General features: G+C 38.5%; 18 protein-coding genes. 4 read left to right on the top strand and 14 right to left on the bottom strand.

Annotated features, from left to right (window positions below; genetic code table 11):
- Positions 1 to 72: 72 nt before the first annotated feature.
- Complete coding sequence (locus tag MB14_RS13995; protein ID WP_062592783.1) at positions 73 to 1,380, top strand: M28 family metallopeptidase; 1,308 nt, start codon at positions 73 to 75, stop codon at positions 1,378 to 1,380.
- 200 nt (positions 1,381 to 1,580) lie between these two features.
- Here the strand turns inward: MB14_RS13995 and MB14_RS19105 are convergent, their stop codons facing one another.
- The 9 genes from MB14_RS19105 to mog all read right to left on the bottom strand — a co-directional run bounded on the left by MB14_RS19105 (position 1,581) and on the right by mog (position 9,276).
- Complete coding sequence (locus MB14_RS19105) at positions 1,581 to 1,742, bottom strand: hypothetical protein (RefSeq protein ID WP_246032593.1); 162 nt, start codon at positions 1,740 to 1,742, stop codon at positions 1,581 to 1,583.
- 48 nt (positions 1,743 to 1,790) lie between these two features.
- The gene (locus tag MB14_RS13985; protein ID WP_062592587.1) at positions 1,791 to 2,783 is read right to left on the bottom strand and encodes a nucleotidyl transferase AbiEii/AbiGii toxin family protein; all 993 of its coding nucleotides are present in this window, start codon (positions 2,781 to 2,783) and stop codon (positions 1,791 to 1,793) included.
- Entirely contained in the window at positions 2,780 to 3,373 is a 594-nt protein-coding gene (locus tag MB14_RS13980) for a DUF6088 family protein (protein WP_084376080.1), read from the bottom strand. Before MB14_RS13980 ends, MB14_RS13985 begins: the two co-directional genes overlap by 4 nt.
- 1,049 nt (positions 3,374 to 4,422) lie before the next feature.
- Entirely contained in the window at positions 4,423 to 4,644 is a 222-nt protein-coding gene (locus MB14_RS13970) for a hypothetical protein (RefSeq protein ID WP_062592584.1), read from the bottom strand.
- Positions 4,645 to 5,006: 362 nt separating this feature from the next.
- Positions 5,007 to 5,741 (bottom strand): YoaK family protein, encoded by a 735-nt coding sequence (locus MB14_RS13965; protein WP_062592582.1) that lies wholly within the window; start codon positions 5,739 to 5,741, stop codon positions 5,007 to 5,009.
- A gap of 95 nt (positions 5,742 to 5,836) precedes the next feature.
- A complete protein-coding gene (dcd, locus tag MB14_RS13960; RefSeq protein ID WP_062592580.1) occupies positions 5,837 to 6,364 on the bottom strand; it encodes a dCTP deaminase in 528 nt (175 codons plus the stop codon).
- 4 nt (positions 6,365 to 6,368) lie between these two features.
- Positions 6,369 to 7,880, bottom strand: coding sequence for a cysteine--tRNA ligase (cysS, locus tag MB14_RS13955; protein ID WP_062592578.1), 1,512 nt, complete (start codon positions 7,878 to 7,880; stop codon positions 6,369 to 6,371).
- Positions 7,877 to 8,569 carry a GTP cyclohydrolase I FolE gene (gene folE, locus MB14_RS13950; protein ID WP_062302568.1) on the bottom strand — a complete coding sequence of 231 codons (693 nt, stop codon included), beginning with the start codon at positions 8,567 to 8,569 and terminating at the stop codon, positions 7,877 to 7,879. Before folE ends, cysS begins: the two co-directional genes overlap by 4 nt.
- 179 nt (positions 8,570 to 8,748) lie before the next feature.
- Positions 8,749 to 9,276, bottom strand: coding sequence for a molybdopterin adenylyltransferase (gene mog / locus MB14_RS13945; protein WP_062592576.1), 528 nt, complete (start codon positions 9,274 to 9,276; stop codon positions 8,749 to 8,751).
- Positions 9,277 to 9,378: 102 nt separating this feature from the next.
- Between mog and MB14_RS13940 the strand changes: the two genes are divergently transcribed.
- Positions 9,379 to 10,491: a DEAD/DEAH box helicase gene (locus tag MB14_RS13940; protein WP_084376092.1), complete on the top strand. Its 1,113-nt coding sequence runs from the start codon at positions 9,379 to 9,381 to the stop codon at positions 10,489 to 10,491.
- A gap of 1 nt (position 10,492) precedes the next feature.
- Here the strand turns inward: MB14_RS13940 and MB14_RS13935 are convergent, their stop codons facing one another.
- A complete protein-coding gene (locus tag MB14_RS13935) occupies positions 10,493 to 11,326 on the bottom strand; it encodes a hypothetical protein (protein ID WP_062592574.1) in 834 nt (277 codons plus the stop codon).
- Positions 11,327 to 11,475: 149 nt separating this feature from the next.
- Between MB14_RS13935 and MB14_RS13930 the strand changes: the two genes are divergently transcribed.
- Complete coding sequence (locus MB14_RS13930; RefSeq protein WP_062592776.1) at positions 11,476 to 12,063, top strand: peptidylprolyl isomerase; 588 nt, start codon at positions 11,476 to 11,478, stop codon at positions 12,061 to 12,063.
- 97 nt (positions 12,064 to 12,160) lie between these two features.
- On the opposite strand, the gene MB14_RS13925 is transcribed toward MB14_RS13930, so the two are convergent.
- The 4 genes from MB14_RS13925 to MB14_RS13910 all read right to left on the bottom strand — a co-directional run bounded on the left by MB14_RS13925 (position 12,161) and on the right by MB14_RS13910 (position 16,908).
- Positions 12,161 to 12,664 (bottom strand): SRPBCC family protein, encoded by a 504-nt coding sequence (locus MB14_RS13925; RefSeq protein ID WP_062592572.1) that lies wholly within the window; start codon positions 12,662 to 12,664, stop codon positions 12,161 to 12,163.
- Positions 12,665 to 12,707: 43 nt separating this feature from the next.
- A complete protein-coding gene (locus MB14_RS13920) occupies positions 12,708 to 13,895 on the bottom strand; it encodes an MFS transporter (protein ID WP_062592570.1) in 1,188 nt (395 codons plus the stop codon).
- Between the two features lie 61 nt (positions 13,896 to 13,956).
- Positions 13,957 to 14,751 carry a TlpA family protein disulfide reductase gene (locus MB14_RS13915; RefSeq protein ID WP_062592568.1) on the bottom strand — a complete coding sequence of 265 codons (795 nt, stop codon included), beginning with the start codon at positions 14,749 to 14,751 and terminating at the stop codon, positions 13,957 to 13,959.
- A gap of 123 nt (positions 14,752 to 14,874) precedes the next feature.
- Positions 14,875 to 16,908 carry a M3 family metallopeptidase gene (locus MB14_RS13910; protein WP_062592566.1) on the bottom strand — a complete coding sequence of 678 codons (2,034 nt, stop codon included), beginning with the start codon at positions 16,906 to 16,908 and terminating at the stop codon, positions 14,875 to 14,877.
- 388 nt (positions 16,909 to 17,296) lie between these two features.
- Here MB14_RS13910 and MB14_RS13905 point away from each other — a divergent pair, with 388 nt between their 5' ends.
- Positions 17,297 to 20,440 (top strand): T9SS type A sorting domain-containing protein, encoded by a 3,144-nt coding sequence (locus tag MB14_RS13905; RefSeq protein ID WP_062592564.1) that lies wholly within the window; start codon positions 17,297 to 17,299, stop codon positions 20,438 to 20,440.
- The last annotated feature ends 172 nt before the right edge of the window (positions 20,441 to 20,612 follow it).

Raw genomic sequence — 20,612 nt, 5'->3', positions numbered from 1 at the left:
TGACATCAGCGGTAGCAAGGATTGATGAAAATTATCCTAAATTCACCCCGTAAACAAATTGATTATTACACCATGAAAAAGCCCATTTTATCGCTTATCACATTTTTTATCGTTTCCTCGCTAAGCTTTACGAGTTGCCAAACGCCTTATGAGATCACTCAGGATGAAGTGACAAGAGTTGTTACCACCTTGGCTTCCGATGAAATGGAAGGTCGAATGATTTTTACCCCAGGAATTGAAAAAGCCTCTCAATTTATTCAGGAAGAATTTAAAAAGGCAGGTTTAGAGTACTTGGAAGGAATGGACAGCTACAATCAGCAGTTTAATATTTACTCGATTGCTCCTGAAAGCATGGCGGCTACATTGAATGGAAAAGCTGTTGACGCAGCAGATATGATGGCCATGTCGAATTCAGAAGGCTTTGATTGGACAAATGTTGCCGACCTGAATGTAAGAACTATCGGTGCTGATGATAATTTTCAGAGCGCTTACAATGAAATTAGAAGAGGAACAGGCAAGAATTTGGTATTGGTAAATCCTGCACACAAAGATTTATTCAATCGTTACAAAGGCTTTTCATCACGTGGAAGCAGAGTGGTTGCTTTAGACCCAGACAATGCTACGGTAATGGTAATATCTGATTTAACAGCAGTGACAGCTGTTGATATTGAAGTGCAAAATGCGGTAACCGCACAAAGTCTTTCTAACGTAACAGGAAAAATTACAGGGAACAGGGCCAACGAAATCGTTCTTTTTGGAGCACATTATGATCACTTAGGTGTTCGTGAAGGTATGGAAGGCGATAACCTTTTCAACGGTGCTAATGACGATGCTTCTGGAACTACAGCAGTAATTGAATTGGCGAAATACTTTGCCGCATCGGGCAAGAAGCCAGAAAGAACCATTGTTTTTGTAGCCTTTACAGCTGAAGAAAGTGGCGGATACGGTTCAAGACATTTCTCTGAGCAATTGAATCCAGATGAAATTGTAGCCATGTTCAATATTGAAATGATTGGAAAAGGAGCGAAAGAAGGACCAAACACCGCTTGGATTACGGGGTTTGAGAAGTCTAGCTTTGGTAAATTATTACAAGATGCGGTGGAAGGAACGGAATATACTTTCTACCCAGATCCTTACCCAACTCAGAACTTATTCTACAGATCTGACAATGCTACATTGGCTAGATTAGGCGTTCCTGCACACTCAATCAGTACTACGCAAATCGATATTGATCAGGACTATCACAAAGCTACTGATGAAGTAAGTACTTTGGATATGGCACATATGACCAACACCATCAAAGCCATTGCTAAAGCTGCAGAAGGAATGATCTCTGGCGCACAAACGCCAACAAGAGTTGACCCAAGTGGTTTAAGGTAAACAGAGTGTAAACTTATTAAAAGGGCTCATTCGCAATTGCGGATGAGCCTTTTTTGGTTCTATGCCCTGAAGGTGTTTTTCACTAAGTACGGAGCTATCGGTTGGAAACCGATTTGTAGTTCCTACTCGATACAATCGAGTAGGAGTTGGTTGATTACGTAATGCACTTTTTTCGCATTTGCTTCTCGAATTCAACGATATCACCTTCGTTTTTTTTGAAACCATATTTCTAATGGTGGAGGAACTACAAAGTCAGGCCTATCATCTTTTGAAGGACTTTTAGGATAGTCTCTACCCAATTCTTTTTTCGCTGATTCCTCGTAGTTATGAGATAAGTATCTGAGAAACAAAAATGAACGCATATAATCACGGAATGCATCGGCATTCATCGCTCCTCTTTAGTCATTTGATTAACCGTTCAATTTCTTTAATATCTTATTCAATAACGCCTCAAATTCTTCAGATTCCCCTTGAATCATGGTAGCCATCATTTCTTTATAATCTGCTTTAAAGTTAGCCAAGTGTTCTTTTGGAGGAACAATGTTAATGGATTCTAAAGTAAGCGTGTCGTAGTTGGTTGTTTTCATTGGCGTTAATACTTTTCTATGGGCAAGGATGCTTTCGAAAAGTTCGTGATTTTCCAATGCCAATTTTCCATGCTCTGTTTTTAGAATTTGTCCAATATCATAAAAATGTCTAGACATTCTAAAGTGTCTGATTTTTTCCGTTGGTTTTTGAAACTCTTCATGTAGTAACATCAGTTTTTCCAAAAATGTCTTTTGAGGATCGGTGGCACTTACAGAAAATCCACCATCTGAGAATAAGGCACTTGGGTATTGCTCGTTTATCCAAGATTGGATTTCAACGTCTTGGTAAGGTTCTATTAATGATCTAGCACTGACTTCTATTTTTACTTTTGGTTGTAGATACAGAATTTCATTCGTTTCATAAAGTGATTTGTAGTTCACCAAAATGGTCTCTGGGTCTTGGTCTGAAATTTCTGTGTTTTCTACAACTAATTCGTACAAGCTTTTATCCACTTCATGCTTGTCTAGTTGTTCCTTTAATAATTCTATCAATTCACCAGAAACGAAAGTGTGACAAGCTCGTCTTAGTTTCCGAATTTTCCCTTTGCTTAAATCGCCTTCAAAACCAAGATATTTTCTATCAATCCCAAGGTCTATATCTTCTGAGAAACGGTTTATCAAGTCGAAAGCTTTGTTCAATGATGTTCCTCCTTTAAAAATAAAGTGAGGAGCTAAACCTGATGAGAAGATCATCTTGAGGGCGAGCGTTACCCAAACGTCTTTTTCAACGGCTTGAGGTGGTACCCCTATTTCGTTAGAGACATCTTGATAAATTTTTTTCTTTTCATTATCTGGTATTTGTAAAAACTTGATCATAGTGCCTTTTGCATAATTTTTCTAATCCATACAGGGGCTAGAGGAATATCATGTTCTAACTCTTTTTGTTCTTCCTTTTTTAGAAGCTGAATGATTTTTTTTTCAAAACCTTCTGTTAATTCTTTTTGTCCAACCGCTTTTAATGCTTGAATAGCTAAACTGCTAATCTTGCCTTTTGCCATTAAGTTTTTTGGGGTTGTTTTTTTTAGTTTGATAGTTCTTTTACCTATTTGAATTTCTCGGGGAGTACCATCTGTTAAATACACAAGCTTTAGAGGTATTTGAGTACTAAGACCTAATTTGTTTAGAGCATGAGACCCTGTTGGAACAATTTTTATTTTGTCTCGCTTAGCAATTCCGAGAGCAACCTGTTCAGCAGTTGGCATAACTTCACCGATATAACTACTAACAACAGGGCGTACATAAATTCCCTGTGCGACTCGTCTGATTATTTCTTTATTCGCTAATCTTACCAATGCTTGGCGTATTGCATCTGAAGAACCGTATTCAAAAAAGTCATCCGCAAAGAGTAGAGTGCCTCTTTGTTTTGATTTGATTAGTTTTTCTATTTTTTGTTCGACACTTTGCATCAGTATGCTGCTTGGTTTTCTGTCACAAAAATATAAATAATTTGTGACAATAAAAGCCAGAGGTTGACCCAAGTGGTTTAAGATAAGCTGAAAGAAAATTCATTAAAAAGGCTCATTTGCAATTGCGGATGAGCCTTTTTTGGTTCTGTGCCCCTGAAGGTGTTTTTCACTAAGTACGGAACTATCGGTTGGAAACCGATTTGTAGTTCCTTTGTGATACAATCGGGTAGGAGATGGGATTTGTTAGCACACCTAATTTGGCGAAAATACCAAGGCCGTAAAAGGCTATATATCAGTTTTTTACGGATTAATTATTTGCAGATATGCGGATTTAAAGTTGCAGTGCGGACTGATCTTAATACTCAGGTGTAATTAGTATAACATGTGCATGAAAAGATACATACTCGCCAAGAAAAGAATAAGTTACTAAAAAGTACTAACTTCGGAATCATCAACCATAACTATACATACATTCTTTCTCTTGAAAACGATAAGAACAATTTTTTTAACGATTTTCTTACTTGGTCTATCCGTAATAATTCTTTTCCTAAATATTGAAGCATTAAAATATAAACCTTGGGGGATAAGAATTTGGTTATTTTGGATTTATTGGATGGTAATTATTGGGGTTCTTATCATTCAAAACATACGAAAGTTTAATTATTTCCAAGCGAATCCTAAAGCAAAATTCACTCACTATCTAACCATAAGTAATTCACTGATACTGTTTATTGCTATAGTTGGTAGTACGTTTGGTCAATTCTTCAATTTAAGTTATTACCTAACGCCAGAACTTTCTCTTTCTGGACTCTCATTACCAATTTTCATTGGGGCACCTATCTATATCGTCAACATGATATGGAAAAAGAACTTAATGTCTACCAGTGAAAACTACAGGAAAAATCAGCTTGACAGAAAAGTGAAGTACTCTACCAGAAAGGTAAGGAACCCCTTTAAAAAGAAAGAACTAGAATAGTTTCCCTCTTAAAGAGATATTATTTTCCTTCATGGAATCAAAGACTAATGAAAATGAGTAAATATCAAATTACTCACCCTTCTTGAATTGCCCTAATATTTAGCTCTGTTTGTACCTGATCTACTTTGATTTTAAGATAATCATGAACCTCCAGATGAGAACGAGTATCGGATTTACGATACCCCTCTTCATCGTCTTTGCTCAAGTGATTTTCAATTCTTTGAATCATTCCCATCAGTACGACCTGTGAGCTATAAACAAATTCTAGCATTTCCCTATCGGACATTTCTTCCATTTCGATTAATATGTTTGATTTCTAAAGCAAAAATAACTCGATAGGAACAGAAAATTAGCCTTGGAATTTTAAGGATAACATTTTTAAAAAAAAAGGAATCTTAAAAACTAATTAGTTCGCAATTGCACCTTAAATCCGCAGGTCACTAATATTGATTGACACTTTGTTGAGATTTTCTCTTTAGGTGGTTTTGTTAGACGGAACTTGGGGTCATTTTGCTTTTGGTTTATCTTGCTGTTAGATTACCCTCTGGCGCTCAATTGCCCACTGCGGTAAAGGTGCTTGCCTGCCTAGCATCAAGCAAGCCTTTGCCGAGCACCTATTTTGTTGTGCACTTAACGCGAATTAGAAGCATGTATGTATCAGGCCATCTTTTTGTGGCGGTACTTGCGTTTGGCCAGTAAAAATCTATGTCTCATATCATCGTAAATCAGGCCAGCTAATAGAATTGAGGCCGCTATGATCAGTACATTCAACTGGATTTTCATATAAAGAAAGCCTCCAAATATTCCCCCTAAAAAGAAAAAGGTGATGATGTAGATTCTCAACTTAATAGTTGAAATGATGCTTTTGTTATTGGGTTCTTTTTTAAGAAAAAATAGCTGTGACAGTTCGATGCCTAAATCAGTAAAAAGCCCTGTGAGGTGGGTTGTTCTTACTATGGCATTCGATATTTTAGTCACGAATGAGTTTTGCACGCCCATAGCAAAAAGTAGCATGCAGGCAATTGTGTTTGGCGATTGAAGGGTAGTTAAATCTGTTAGTATAACAACAAGTAGTAGAATGGCAGATTCAAGTAATGTGGGTAAAATGAAAATATTGAGTTTTTTAGTCCGCATCGTCCATTCAATAAGCAGGCTTGAGGTGAAAGACCCTATAAGAAAGGAAAGGATATAGAGAAAGTAGGCTAAGCCTTTAGAGAATTCAAGTTCTAAAATATCATTGATGAACAAAGCGAAATGTCCAGTAACGTTGGTGGTAAGCTGATGTATAGCCAAAAATCCAGCTAAGTTTACAATTCCAGCCACAAAAGAAAGCACGATAGCGATTCGTAAGTTGTTCTTAAACGTTCTTCTTTTACCCTGATGTCTAAACATAGGACTGAAACGGACTTAATGTAACCTATATATTTACTTTTTTATGCCTCGCTATTTAAATTAGGGATTGGGATAATCAAGATTAATAAAAAATATTAAGCTTTTCTTTCGAAATCCTTATAAAGTAAACTCGGCTGAATGCCTTGGTTGTTCTGGTATTTGCCTTCTTTATACATGTCGTAATCGCCTTCAATGGTATGATAGAAAATCTGACAAATTTCTACCCCAGCGTAAATTCTGATGGGCTGCACACAGAATATTTCTAAGGTCCAAAAACCATTGAAACCCACATCGCCAAATCCAGCAGTAACATGTATAAACAAACCTAAGCGCCCAATAGAAGAACGACCTTCCAGCATAGGCACAAACTTAGAAGTTTCAGTGTGCTCCACAGTACGGCCCAAGTAAAGCTTGTTGGTTTCTAAAAGCAATCCTTCTTCAGGAATAATCAGTTTTTCAGTTGGGTTGGGTTGCTTCATGTCCAACTCGTTGTTGGAATACGTAAGCAGCTCGTGATGTAACTTTAGGTTATAGCTATTTGGGTTAAGCTGAGATGGATTAAAAGGCTCTATATTGATGCCTTTGCCCATTTCTCTTTGAATTTCCCTTCCTGAAAGAATCATATGATTAGTCTATGGTAAAAGAGGTTTCGCCTCCTTTTTCGTCTTTTAATTGAATGCCTACATTTTTGAGATCATCCCTAATTTTATCTGAAAGCGCATAGTTTTTAGAAAACTTAGCTTCTTTTCTTAGGTTGATCAAAACCTCCATTGCACCCTCTAAAACATTATTTTGGGCTGCATTTTCGGTTTCGGAAACTAGGCCTAGCACATCGTTAATAATGGCCTTGAATTTAGTTGTCACAAAGTCAAAAGCTTCCGCATCAATTTCCGCCAGTTCCGAAGGGTTCTGGTAGTAGGTGTTAACTTTAGAACTTACATCAAACAAAGAAGCAATCGCTTTTGCTGTATTGAAGTCATCGCTCAAGTTTTGCATGGCTTGGTCGATAAAACCTTTCAGCTCTTCAGATTTCTCTTTAGAAACCTTTCCAGTTCCAGCAGCTGGCAATTTATCGATCAATTGAACGCTGGCCATTAAACGCTTAAAGCCTTTTTCTGCTGCTTGCAAGGCTTCGTTACTGAAGTCTAGCGTGCTGGCATAATGACTTTGAAGCATAAAGAAACGCACCGTCATTGGGCTATAACCACGCTCCAAAAGCTTATGATTTCCTGTAATCAGTTCTTCTGGCGTAAAACCATTGCCTTCACTTTTTGCCATTTTGCGACCGTTTACGGTAAGCATGTTGGCATGAATCCAATAATTGGCGCCTCCAGTATGGTGACAACCTTTGTTTTGGGCAATCTCAGCTTCGTGGTGAGGGAATTTTAAATCCATTCCTCCTCCGTGAATATCGAAAGACTGACCCAAGTATTTTGTGCTCATGGCAGAGCATTCCAAATGCCAACCTGGAAAACCTTCGCTCCAAGGCGATGGCCAGTGCATTAAGTGTCCTGCTTCGGCTTTTTTCCATAAAGCGAAATCCAATGGATCAGCTTTTTGGTCTTGGCCAGCCAAAGCACGAGTATTCGAAAGCATATCGTCTACGTTTCTGCCCGAAAGCTCTCCGTATTCGTGTGCTTTGTTGTATTTTCTTACATTGAAGTAGACTGAGCCATCTTTTTCATAGGCAAACCCATTTTCAATGATCTTCTTAATAAATTCAATTTGCTCTATTAAATGGCCGGTGGCCGTAGGTTCAATAGAAGGCGCTTGAATATTGAAAATTTGCATTACATCATGGAAGCCATTGGTGTATTTCTGCACCACTTCCATAGGTTCGATTTCTTCTAAACGAGCTTTCTTAGCAATTTTATCTTCTCCTTCATCGGCATCGCCTACAAGGTGACCCACATCGGTGATGTTACGCACATAACGCACTTTGTAGCCCAAAAACTTGAGGTACCTAAAAACAATATCGAAAGAAAGAAAGGTGCGAACATTACCCAAATGGACATCGCTATACACGGTGGGTCCACACACATACATGCCCACTCGGCCTTCTACTAGTGGCTTGAAAGCCTCTTTTTGTTTTGTGAGAGAGTTGTATACTGAAATTGGATATTGTTCAATCAGGCTCATTTAAGCTTGTCGTTCACGTAAGTTAAAAATTCTCTTTTGGTTTCTTCTTCTTTGAATTTACCGCTGTATTCTACCGTAACCGTAGATGAAGATTGGTCTGATACACCTCTGGAGCTTACACACATGTGTTCAGCATCAATATATACCGCTACATCTTCAGTATTTAAAGCACGTTTCATTTCATCGAGAATTTGCAAAGCCAAACGCTCTTGTACTTGAGGTCTTCTTGAGTAATAATCTACAATTCTATTGATTTTAGAAAGGCCTATTACGTTTCCGTTTGGAATGTACGCCACATGGGCTTTACCCACAATAGGTAGGAAGTGATGCTCACAGTTTGAGTATAGTGTAATGTTCTTTTCAACGAGCATTTCACTGTATTCATACTTGTTCTGAAAAGTAGAAAGCGATGGCTTATTCTCAGGTTTTAAGCCTTTAAAAAGCTCCTTTACATAAAGCTTGGCCACTCGCTTTGGCGTTCCACTTAAACTATCATCGGTTAGGTCTAAACCTAAAGTGTGCATGATTTTTTCGAAGTGGCCTTGAATAATAGCGATTTTCTCTTCGTCTGATAAGTCAAAAGCACCTTCGCGCATCGGTGTTTCAATAGAGGACATCACGTGATCGTCACCCATCTCTTCAATTTGCTTCAACAAATCCTCTGAACTTTTACCGTTTTTGTTTTTCATTTATTGGTTACCTAAAACAATGAATCGTTTATACTGCCCATAAGCAGAAAAGTTGTGCAAAAGTACAATTAATTGACTGGCTTTTGAAACGTGATTTCAAAAATGATTAATGCACAATGCAGCCCTTAAACACGGCATTGCCTTAGGTAGTTCAAAACACGTTTACTATTCCTTTCCAACTACTGTTTTGGCCTGAAAACCTGCATTACTTCGGGCTTGGTTTCAATAAACGGCCCGCCAATCAAATCGATACAGTAGGGGATAGCAGGGAATACGACATCGAGGCATTCTCTTATCGACTTAGGTTTCCCTGGTAAATTCACTATGAGTGACTTTCCCCTAATTCCTGCTGTTTGTCGTGATAAAATGGCGGTAGGTACGTATTTCAAACTTTCTTGGCGCATTAGTTCGCCAAAACCTGGCAGCATTTTATGGCAGACGGACTCGGTGGCCTCTGGGGTTACATCGCGAGGAGCAGGCCCTGTTCCGCCTGTGGTAACGATTAAACAACAGCGTTCTTTATCTGCCATTTGTTTAATTGTACTCTCTATTAAATGTTGTTCATCTGGAATCACATGATACACGGGTTCCCATGTAGAAAGGAGGTATTCGTTAAGAGTGTCGATAATGGCAGGGCCAGAAAGATCTTCGTAGGTTCCTTTACTGGCTCGATCTGATACTGTAATTATTCCTATTTTAACTTCCATGTTCCTTATTTTGATGCAAATAAGTCAGGTTGAAAGAAGAATCCAATGCTTTAATGCGAAGTATTCGTTCTACCTTTGCAGTTGCAAAAAATAAAAGACACAGTGACTACATTTTCCGAACTCGGCATATCCAAAGATTTAATCAAAGGCTTAAGCGAAATGAATATTCTAGAACCTTCTGAGGTTCAATCGCTTTCCATCCCAATTCTCCTTCAACAAAACACCGATTTTATTGGTCAGGCACAAACGGGAACGGGCAAAACCGCAGCTTTTGGCTTGCCTTTGCTTCAGAAAATTGATGCAAAGAAAGAGTCCATTCAAGGTTTGATTTTAGCACCAACACGTGAATTATGTCAACAAATCGCGAAGCAGCTATTTAAATTCACCAAGTATACTGACAAGATTTTTATCGAAGCGGTATATGGTGGTGCCGATATGCAAGTTCAAATTCAGCGCCTACAAAGGCCAACTCATATTGTAGTGGCTACTCCTGGTCGCTTAATGGATTTGATCAAAAGAGAAGTGATTGATATCTCTCAAGTGAAGTATGTGGTTTTAGATGAGGCGGACGAAATGTTGAGTATGGGATTTAAGCAGGATATGCACAGTATTCTGGACTTTGTTCCTGCCGAACGTACCATTTGGTTGTTTTCGGCTACCATGCCTGATGGCATCAGAGAGATCATTTTGAAATTCTTAAGAAATAATGCTCAGAAAATAGAAGTAGGTAGAAGTGCGGGTGTAAATGCCAATATTAGCCACGAATATGTAGTTTGCCAATCAAAAGATAAGGTACAGGAAATCAATCATTTCTTGTCGTATCATAAAGACGAGCGCGGAATGATTTTCTGCCAAACTAAAAACGCTGCAAGAATTCTCACCAAGCAGCTTTTAGCCAAGAATATTGCTGTAGATGTAATTGAAGGCGATATGGGTCAACGCGACCGCGATAAGGTAATGCGTATGTTTAAGAGCGAGAAAATCGACCTTTTGGTAGCTACCGATATTGCAGCCCGTGGTATCGATGTAAAAGGTTTAAGCTTTGTATTGCACTATCAACTTCCGCAGCAAATTGAGTATTACACTCACCGTAGTGGCAGAACGGGGCGTGCAGGATTGAAAGGAACTTCGATCTTATTCATTTCTGAAAAAGAAAAATCTAAGATTTTCGAAATTGAAAAGGAGTTGAAAATTAAAATTAAGGTATTGAGCTAGTTTATTCTGCCATCAATTTTCTTAAAATATTGAAGTCTTGAGTTTCTGATTTCAAACCGGTAGCCATTACCTCGTGATAATTGTTTTCAAACTGAACGTTGGTGATATAAGTTTCTGCGCTATGCAATTGACTGGCAATTCCGTGATAAATGTATGATGCAATTTGGTCGTGCGACATCTGGAAAGTGTTGAAATAACCAGCGCTGAATAAACACACCCGAATGGTATTGATGGGTTTTAGGTTTAGGCTGTTAGGACTTTTCTCTAAGGTGAAATTTTTGTTGTAGTACATTACAGCCCTGATAATGTTTTCGGCAGTATCTTCAATAGCATTCAAAAAATCGTTTGGGGTGCTGTACAAATCGGCCAAGGGAGGCACTACATAAATCATGGCATAATTGGCATCTATTTGATAAGGGCGCAGATGATCTTTGAAAATATCAACGAACACAGTTCCGTCAAAATCAATACAAGCCGTGTCTACCGGAGGCTTTTGAACAAGCGCAAACTGTACTCCAAAATCACTGTCAAAATTATCGATATAGGCTGTTTCTTTGTTTTCTGCTAGGCGATGTAATGTTTTGTGAATTTTCTGATAAGGGTGCTTTCCTACAAAATTTTGTTGAACACTGAGAATGCCATAAAAAGCTCCTGTCATACCTTCCTGTCCCATTTCGAATAAAGAACCTGTATAAGAAGTTCCAGCGTTTACTGAGCCCATTACTACTTCTGGTTGAAGCGGTGGGCTTTCATAAAACACTTCACAAAAATTGGAGTGCTTTGGGTTGAGTAATTCTGCCGTGATGTGCGTTCCAGGGAATTTATTGATAATCATGGTTCAGAAAGTTAAATATGGTTGACAGTTGGTCTTTACAAACTACGAAAAATATTCGAAAAATTGTCAGACCTGTTTGATGAGATTACTGCCATTATTCTATTATGATCACACGTTCATTTTTTCTACTTTCAAGAAAAAAAGAGAGTATGAAGAACCTATTTCTGTTACTTGTTATTGGCCTGATTTCAAGTTGCACACCAGAAACAACTTACCCTGTGGGGCAAATTAAAACCGATAAAGGAGAAATTCTGATTTGGCTTTATGATGAAACTCCAAAACATAAAGAGGCCTTTATTGAATTGGCCGAAGAAGGATATTGGAACGATTATACGTTTAACCGAGTGATTGAAAATTTTGTAGCCCAAGGCGGTTGCCCAGATACCCCCGAAGGTTTTGCCTATTCTACTCATCTATTAGAGCCCGAATTTGACCCTATTGCTAAGCATGTGTATGGAGCTTTTGGTGCTGGGCGAGATGATAACCCAGATAAAGTTTCGGCTGCCTGTCAATTCTATATTGTACAGAATAAAAAGGGTTTACCGCGTTTAGATGGGGATTACACGATTTATGGACAGGTGTTTAAAGGAATGGATGTGGTTGATCAAATAGTTAAGGTAGAAAAGGATTCAACCAATGCGCCTTTGGTTCCTATTAAGTTAGATGTCAGTGTTATACAAATGACGGCCGCTCAAATTGAAGCAGAAGGGTATACCATGCCATCAAAAGGGCAGTAAATCTTACTTAGGCTTGACCTTTTGAGTAGGTAGAACCTTCCAACGTTTTTCATTCTGATTTTAAATAAAGTGATTTAACACAGCTGATATAATTGCATCACCTTTTAGAAGGATTTTTCAGTTTAGCTGGAAACATCTCTTCTAACACTTTGTAACGGTGAGTGAAAATCTGCAAGAGCTTTCCTCTTACTAAAATTGGGTGAATCATACGTCCTAAAATGCCAAAAGGAAGTTTATATGATACCTTGTCTATCATTCTAACTCCAGCCAAAGAAGTTTCGAAAATGTGTTCGTGGTGCCACATGGCATAAGGGCCAAACCGCTGCTCATCTACGAATGAATTGAGGTGATCTACATGAGTTATTTCCGTTACCCAGTTAGATTTAATACCGGGGAAGGGCGAAACCTTATAGGTGATGATTTGGCCTGCATACATGGTTTTGGCTTCTTCAGAAGTGATTTTAAAACCCATATACTTTGGTGTTATTTTCTCTAAATTCTTAGGGGAAGAAAAGAAAGCCCAAGCTGTTTTAATGTCTATTGGAAGCTCTTGTACAGTTTTGAGGGTGTAAATACCAGAATGACTTTTCAGTGATACCATTGTTTCAAATTTGGTTATCAACTGTTTTTGTTAGCCAAGTGTTTTAAGCTTTCGTAATATTTTCCTTGATCAACTTTTTGGTATGCACTAAACCAAATAAAGGTCCTATAAACAAGCTAAACATTAGCCATTTGGTATCGATTACCGTGGCCAAGTATCCTAAAAGCTGAATGCTTGGAATGGTCAATAAAAAGCCGATACTCACTACAATTGTAATGGCCGTACCAACCGATTCTTTGGGTGCTGTTTTTGCAGTTAATGAAGAAAATTGAGCTGAATCGCCAATGACAGCAAAGCCCCAAACTAGGAGCGTGGCAATGAAAAATGTTTCGTTTAAATTGAAAATAAGAGGCGAAACCAAACAGAGTATTCCAGAAATCATCAGGAAGGAATAAGCCACTTTTGCACTGCCTTTTTTTACTGAAATAAAGCCCCCCAAAACACAACCAATAGCACCAATCGCCATGATAATAAAGGTGAAAAGGCTTGGGGGAAGGGATGTTCCTTGCGTTTCATTATAATACACCAGCATCACAGGCAGAAAAGCCCAAAAGGTGTATAATTCCCACATATGTCCAAAATAGCCAAAAGCCGCAGACCTGAACTCTTTAACTTTAAACACTTCAAAAATCTTAGCGGGGTTGAATTTAGAACCCTTTCTGCGGTGTGGGCCTTCTCCCACAAAGAATAGCATGGCTAAACCACCTATAACGGCCAAAGCGGAAGTGCCAATTAAAACGAATTTCCAAGAAAGGCTGCTGCCGGTATAGTTCAATAAATGAGGGAAAGCAGAACCTAAAACCAAAGCGCCCACTAAATAGCCTAATGCTTTACCTAGTTTACCTTCAAACCAATCAGAGGCTATTTTCATTCCGACAGGGTAAATTCCAGCAATGAAAATCCCTGTTAAAAAGCGTGCAGAAAGCAATACAAAGTAGCTAGGGGGTAAGATAATTAATGAGACATTCAAGGCGCTGCCAGTGAGTGCGCAGAGCAGAAAAACCCTTGAGGGTTTAAATCTGTCGGCAATCGAGAGCAGAGCGAAAATAAAAGTACCGAAGATGAAGCCTAATTGCACCGATGAAGTGACAGCGGCCAAGGCATCTTCAGGCAAAACCCATTCTGATTGAAGTTCTTTTAGAATGGCATTTCCTGCAAACCAAAGAGAGGTTCCCGCAAATTGAGCAAACACAATGGTGGGTAATACCCTTTTGGGAACGCTTAAAGTCAAAATAGATGGAGTTCGGTTGGTGTAAAGTTACTTAGTAAACATTGATTTACTAAAATAGAGGTTACATCTTCTCGATAATCTTCTGAATTAACTCATTTGTAGTTTCATAATCCGTATCACTTTCTTTGGCAAGATCGATGGCTTCTTTGGCCTTTTTTAGTGCTTCGGTATATTGACCCGATAGATATAGGAGGGCAGCGTATGTGTCAGTATTATTGTAGTTGGCGTCTAAGCTGATAGATCGTTTCACAAACTCTAATGCCTTTGCCATTTCTTCATCTGTTTCGGGAATTACTTTATTGTCATCTTCATGTTCTAAATAATAGTTCCAAGCGTAAGAATTAAGACCTTCCGAATCTTCCCAAATAAACTCTTTTCCAAAATAATCCACGAACATGTACGACCTCAAGCTATAACTTGCGTCCATGTATTGAATATGACCTACTTCATCAAAAAATAGAATTACCGGAGCTTGAGAAGTAGTGAAATACGTATCAAATGAATTGAATAAATCAGTGTCTAAGTAAAGGTTAGTAACATTGCTCCAGTAGTTGTTATGGTAATTATTGGCTTTCATGGCTTTCCAATCTTCATCAACATTAAGGGCCAAAACCTGAACTTTACCCGATTTTGCAGCTGCGCCTAAAGATTTTATGACATCCATACATGGAGTACACCATTTTCCACTCCAGGTAATCAGAAAAGTTGGATTTGCACCTCCTTCTCCGTCTGATATTAGGCTGACAAGCTCTACTGTTTCGTCATTGTCGGCTCTTCTCATTGTAAAATTCACTTGAGCATCTACATAAGTATAGGTCAGTGTTAGAAAAACTAGTGTTGTGATTAGGCGTTGCATAGTGGACAATTTAGGTGTCTAATTTATGGAAAATCGGTCATCTAAATAAAGTGACTTCAAAAAAAATAGGCACCTAATTTTCAGGTGCCTATTTTCTCAAAAATTATAGAATAAGAGTGGGGCTTATTTTAATAAACCGGCTCTTCTTAACAATGCTTTTACATCTGGCTCTTGGCCTCTGAATCTTTTGTACAGAGTCATTGGGTGCTCCGAACCTCCCTTGGATAAAATGTTGTCCTTAAACTTGTTGGCTATTTCTTTATTGAAAATTCCATTCTCTTTGAAATACTCAAAAGCATCTGCATCCAAAACTTCGGCCCATTTATAACTGTAATACCCAGCCGAATACCCGCCTTGGAAAATATGAGAGAACGAGCAGCTCATATTAGTCCCGTCAATAGGAGCGAGCACTTCGGTATTTTTTAGAATATCTCTTTCAAAATCAGATACACTGGTAATGCTAGAATTATCTTGCCCGTGCCAAGCCATATCTAGTTTACCAAAACCTAACTGACGCATGGTTTGGTATCCTTCCAAGAAATTTGCGCTTTCCTTAATTTTTTCAACCAGTGACTCAGGAATGGTTTCTCCTGTTTCGTAATGCTTCGCGAAAAGGTCTAAGCATTCTTTTTCATAACACCAGTTTTCTAGGATTTGAGAAGGAAGCTCAACGAAGTCCCAGTAAACGCTTGGTCCTGATAGGCTTTCATATTGAACATTGGAAAGCATTCCATGCAAAGCATGACCAAATTCATGGAAAAGCGTAGTTACTTCGTTAAAAGTGAGGAGTGAAGGTTTACTTTTTCCTGGCTTAGTAAAGTTGCAAACGTTTGAAACCAATGGGCGGTGATCTCCTTTTTCATCTTTGTATTGCCCCGCGAAAAGTGTCATCCAAGCGCCAGCGCGTTTGCCAGGCCGTGGGAAGAAATCGGCATAGAAAATTGCCATGTGCTCACCCTTTTCGTTTTTTACTTCATAGGCTGTAACATCAGGGTGGTATACTTCAATTTCATCATTCTTCTTGAATGTCAAGCCATAGAGTTTTTGGGCAGTTTGGAAAACTCCATCTACTACATTTTCAAGTTTGAAGTATGGCTTTAGCATTTCATCATCAATGCTGTATTTTTCCATTTTGAGCTTTTCGGAATAGTAACCGAAATCCCAGCGTTCTAATTTATCTATGCCATCTAGTTTCTTGGCAAAAGCTTCTACTTCTTTTACATCTTTCTTAGCCGCTTCAATTCCATGTTTCTGAATTTCATCTAAGAAATCGAGCACCTTTTTAGGCGACTCAGCCATGCGCTCTTCCAATACAAAATCGGCATGAGTTTTATAACCAAGCAGTTTAGCACGTTCGTTTCTGAGTTTTACAATTGCCTTTACGGTTTCTTGGTTATCTAGCTCATCGCCTTTAAAGGCTTTTGATGAAAATGCTATGCTCAACTCTTTTCGCAGTGCTCGGTTTGCAGCGTAAGTCATAAATGGAACATAACTTGGGTAATCAAGCGTAATCACCCATTTGCCTTCATGCCCCTTGTCAATCGCATCTTGAGCGGCTTGTTCAATGGCGTAATCTGGTAAACCTTTAAGGTCGCTTTCGTTATCAATTACCAAAGCATATTTGTTGGTTTCGGCCAATACATGGTCACCAAACTGTAAGGAAAGTTTAGAAAGTTCTACATCAATATTGCGAAGCTTTTGTTTTTGATCATCATTCAATAAAGCTCCGTTTCTTACAAACCCCTTATAAGTTTTATCAAGCAAGGTGTTTTGTTCCGCAGTAAGTTTTGTTCTGTCTTCATTTTCATAAACAAACTTTACTTTTTTGAAGAGCTCCTCATTTAAAAGGATGTCGTTAGAAAATTCAGTAAGCAGCGGAGAAACTTCTCTGGCAATTGCCTGCATTTCTTCATTGGTTTCAGCAGAATTCAAGTTGAAAAATATAGAAGAAGCTCTATCCAACTGCTTTCCCGAAAACTCTAGGGTTTCTACCGTATTCTTAAAATTAGGCGTTTCACTCAGTTTATTAATGTTCTCAATTCCAACCTTTGCTTGATTAATCAAGGTTTCAATAGCGGGCTGATAATGTTCGTTTTTGATTCGTGAAAAATATGGAGTTTGAAACGGGCTGTTGTTTTTTTCAATTAGGGGATTCATCTGAAATCTTTTTATCTGTTTGAACACTGCAATATTAACCAACTCATAATAGAAGCGGTTTCTTATTCTCTAAAAAGTTTTAAGGGAATTGATCGAGGTTAAGAATTGTATTTCGGCCTGTGAATAATGTTTTTTTGCAATGAATATTTTCTGCTTTGTTCACTGAGTTGAATTATGTGTTGCTATTGTCAGTGTGCTTTTTCTCACATGTTTTCATGCTGAAAAATGAAGCAAAAATAAATGGTAGGGTGCGAACTATTTCAAGAGTATTTCGGTATTACATAGATTGAAAAATGCGTTTCACAGATATAAAAAATTAATTGCTCGAAATCCAAACCCTATGCTTTATCCGTATCTGAAACCTTAAAACGCTAACTGATTATCTTTAATGAGGTTTTTTACTTTCGCCTTCACCCTTTTACTTTATTGTCAAATTACTGCTTTTTCACAAGGTGTCTTTGTGTCAGCTAGTGGTGGTTCTTGGAACTCTGCATCTAGATGGACTTTGATTAGTGGTTCAGACGCAGATGGCATTCCCGATAGTAATGATAATGTTACGATTCAATCGGGGTATAATATTTCTATTTCGGCCACACAGGCCTGCAACAATCTTACCTTTAACAACGGTACGATAAGTTTTTCCAGCAATAATACCGTTACCATTAATGGAAACGTAAGCGTAATTGCCAATTCAACCGTAGCAGGATACTCTAACAACCATGTGTTTAATGTTTTGGGTAACTTGAATATCAACAACGGTATTACTTTAAATGTTGGCGCAAATAACTTTACAATAGCTGGCACAACTACGGTTAATGGAACCTTAGCCATTTCTGGTTATGGTGCCAAACCGCGAAACTTTGGGAACCTTATCATTAATAGTGGTGCTACGATGACAGTAGGTGGTCAAGACCTCTATACTTTTAGCGGCAATGTTACAAACAATGGAACCTTTACCGCCAACGACCAAACCGAGTTCCGGTTTGTAAGTGCCACAGGTACGATTGGGGGAGCAAATCCAATGAGCATGTATAAGGTGGTTTTTAACTCTCCAGCGAACTATACAAATAATGGGAATTTGGCGGTTAGGAATGATATGTCAGGTACTGGAAGTTTTACTAATGGTGCGGGAGGTAATTTAGAATTACAAAATAGCGGGCCTTTTACAGTAAGCACATTCAACGCTTCTGCAACTGGCAATACTATAACGTATACAGGCTATGGAAATCCTACATCGTTCTCAGGTAACTATTATAACCTTGTTCTTAATAAATCGAGCGGTAGCTTAAGCTTTGGTAGTAGTTTGTCTGTTTTAAATGACCTTACTATTCAAGACGGTATACTACAGGTTAATGCCGTTACTTTAAATATAGGGAATGACTTAATCTTAGAGGATGGCGAGTTTACTCCTGATAATGCCTCTGCAGTTGTGAACATAAGTGGAGACTTTATTGGCACTGGGGGTGAATATGATCACAATAACGGAGATGTAAATGTAACAGGTAATGTAAACATCTCTGGTTCAGACTTTTTGTTCAGTGGTGCTTCTTCTACCTTAGATGCAGGCTCTTTCACCATGAATAATGCAGCCATTACTTTTAGTAGCGGTACTATTACTACAACAGGGAATTTCACCCTGAACGGAACAAGTAACTTGATTGTCAATAATGCAGCAGCCACGCTAGCTGTTGGGGGCGAGTTTTCTTTGGTGAGTGGAACTACAAACCTTAGTCGAGGTGATTTTTCAGCAGGGTCAATTAACGTTGCAGAAGGTAAAGAGCTTGTACTTGGCAATATTCCAACTAGCGTAACAGGAACAACTACCATAAATGGTACGATAACTTTTAATTCATCAGGCAGCTCTAAGAATTTCAATACAATTTTGGTGAATTCTGGTGGCTCTTGGGCAGTTACTCAACCCAATAACTTTACGGTTTCAGGGAACATAACCAACAATGGATCGTTTACTAGCCCAAGTTATGGAAGTAGTATTTACACATTGACAAGCACTTCAGGTAGTTTAAACGGTTCTGGAAATCTTTCACTTCGAGATATTCTAATTAACAGCCCGGCCAGTTACACAAACAATACGGATTTAACGGTAGCGGGTACTTTAAATGGTACTGGAACATTTATTAATGGGGCAGGAGCTACTTTGAGGTATCAGGGTGATAATAGTTCTGGCTCAAATTTCACCATTTCAAATTTCACGGCCTCAGCTACTGGAAACACAGTGGTATATGGTACTGCTTCATCGAGCCAGAGATGGAGGGCAACAAGCAGCGCTAATAATGATTACTATAATGTGACTTTAGATTTTACCGGAACGGGAGACTATCAGCGACTTCAGTTGGTAAATAATGTACGTGTAAATGGCACTTTAAATATCATTGCGGGCGATCCGGTGTTGAATACTTACAACCTAGAATTAGCCTCTGGAGCAAACGTTACTGGTGGAAATGCTACTGAATATATTAGACAAAATAGCTCGGGTGTTATCAGAAAATATTTTTCCGCAACGGGTCAATCAGTATCCCTTCCTATGGGAGATGACAACGATTTCTCACCTATTACTAATTTTACCTTAAATGGGGGTACACTTGGTGCTAACCCTTATGTAAATTTTAGCGTCACAGATGCCAACCATCCAAATAGAAACACAGACAATACTGCTTCTGGAGGAGACGATGACGGAACAGCAGCAGTATCCTATTTAAGTAGATACTGGACCGTGACTGGAAATGACATTACAGACCCATCCTTTAGCGCCACATATCAATATGTAGATGCGGACGTAACGGGTACAGAATCGGATATGGTGGCAGCACTCAGACGGACAAGAATTGGTGGAATGGGACCAGTTTTAGATTGGAAGGAGGCTGGAACAGTAAACCCTACAACCAATACTGTATCGTTAAACAGTGGAGACGGGTTTGGCGACATGTATGCGATGGACAATACCGATAGTCGTTTGCCAATTGTATTGCTTTCATTTACTGCCGAAGTAAAAAAGGCTAAGGTTCAATTGTCATGGTCTACTGCTTCAGAATTGGACAATGATTTCTTTACCATAGAGCGTTCTCAAAATGGACTTGATTTTGAGCCTATCCTATTTGTGTCGGGTAAAGGGTCAAGTGAAGAAACCAACACTTACACAGCATTTGATGATTCACCAATTTTAGGTAGAAATTACTATCGATTAAAACAGACAGATTTTAATGGGGCTTTTGAATTATCAGAGGTGATTAGTGTAATGAATGCCACTGTCTTTGAAAAGAATTCTAATCTTAAGGTATATCCTAATGCTGTTTATCGAGGAAATTACCTTAATATTCAACATGCACAAATCGGCAATGAAAACGTTATCCTAAAATTGATATCTCTTAACTCTTCTGAAATTCTCGAAATCACTGAGAAGGGTGATGATGGTCTTGTGAAATTACAAATTCCAACTGCTTTAAAATCAGGAGTCTATATCTTGAAAGTAATAAACGGAAACTTCACAGAGTCGTTGAAGGTGTTTATTAAGTAGTTGACGCAGGTCTTTAAGCTAACTTTTTTGGTAATTCTATATTTAGAAAGTCCGAATATTTTTTGTTCTTTTACGCAGAGAACCTCGATTGTCTTAGTAAGCTCAATGCGTCTTTCACCGCACTACTCACTTTTGAGCTTATTAGTCGACTATTATTCCTAGCACTAGTGCT

Origin of the sequence: Roseivirga ehrenbergii (assembly GCF_001593005.1) — a bacterium.
Taxonomy (GTDB): domain Bacteria; phylum Bacteroidota; class Bacteroidia; order Cytophagales; family Cyclobacteriaceae; genus Roseivirga; species Roseivirga ehrenbergii.
The sequence above is the reverse complement of the archived record's forward strand: the minus strand, read 5'-3'. Positions and strand labels throughout refer to the sequence as shown.

Bases quoted from the DNA above. Each gene is read 5' to 3' on its own strand.
- cysS (WP_062592578.1), bottom strand. From the start codon at position 7,880: ATGAGCCTGATTGAACAATATCCAATTTCAGTATACAACTCTCTCACA.
- MB14_RS13910 (WP_062592566.1), bottom strand. From the start codon at position 16,908: ATGAATCCCCTAATTGAAAAAAACAACAGCCCGTTTCAAACTCCATAT.
- MB14_RS13915 (WP_062592568.1), bottom strand. From the start codon at position 14,751: ATGCAACGCCTAATCACAACACTAGTTTTTCTAACACTGACCTATACT.
- folE (WP_062302568.1), bottom strand. From the start codon at position 8,569: ATGAAAAACAAAAACGGTAAAAGTTCAGAGGATTTGTTGAAGCAAATT.
- MB14_RS13995 (WP_062592783.1), top strand. From the start codon at position 73: ATGAAAAAGCCCATTTTATCGCTTATCACATTTTTTATCGTTTCCTCG.
- MB14_RS13965 (WP_062592582.1), bottom strand. From the start codon at position 5,741: ATGTTTAGACATCAGGGTAAAAGAAGAACGTTTAAGAACAACTTACGA.
- dcd (WP_062592580.1), bottom strand. From the start codon at position 6,364: ATGATTCTTTCAGGAAGGGAAATTCAAAGAGAAATGGGCAAAGGCATC.
- MB14_RS13980 (WP_084376080.1), bottom strand. From the start codon at position 3,373: ATGCAAAGTGTCGAACAAAAAATAGAAAAACTAATCAAATCAAAACAA.
- MB14_RS13905 (WP_062592564.1), top strand. From the start codon at position 17,297: ATGAGGTTTTTTACTTTCGCCTTCACCCTTTTACTTTATTGTCAAATT.
- MB14_RS13925 (WP_062592572.1), bottom strand. From the start codon at position 12,664: ATGGTATCACTGAAAAGTCATTCTGGTATTTACACCCTCAAAACTGTA.
- MB14_RS13935 (WP_062592574.1), bottom strand. From the start codon at position 11,326: ATGATTATCAATAAATTCCCTGGAACGCACATCACGGCAGAATTACTC.
- mog (WP_062592576.1), bottom strand. From the start codon at position 9,276: ATGGAAGTTAAAATAGGAATAATTACAGTATCAGATCGAGCCAGTAAA.
- MB14_RS13985 (WP_062592587.1), bottom strand. From the start codon at position 2,783: ATGATCAAGTTTTTACAAATACCAGATAATGAAAAGAAAAAAATTTAT.
- MB14_RS19105 (WP_246032593.1), bottom strand. From the start codon at position 1,742: ATGCGTTCATTTTTGTTTCTCAGATACTTATCTCATAACTACGAGGAA.
- MB14_RS13970 (WP_062592584.1), bottom strand. From the start codon at position 4,644: ATGGAAGAAATGTCCGATAGGGAAATGCTAGAATTTGTTTATAGCTCA.
- MB14_RS13930 (WP_062592776.1), top strand. From the start codon at position 11,476: ATGAAGAACCTATTTCTGTTACTTGTTATTGGCCTGATTTCAAGTTGC.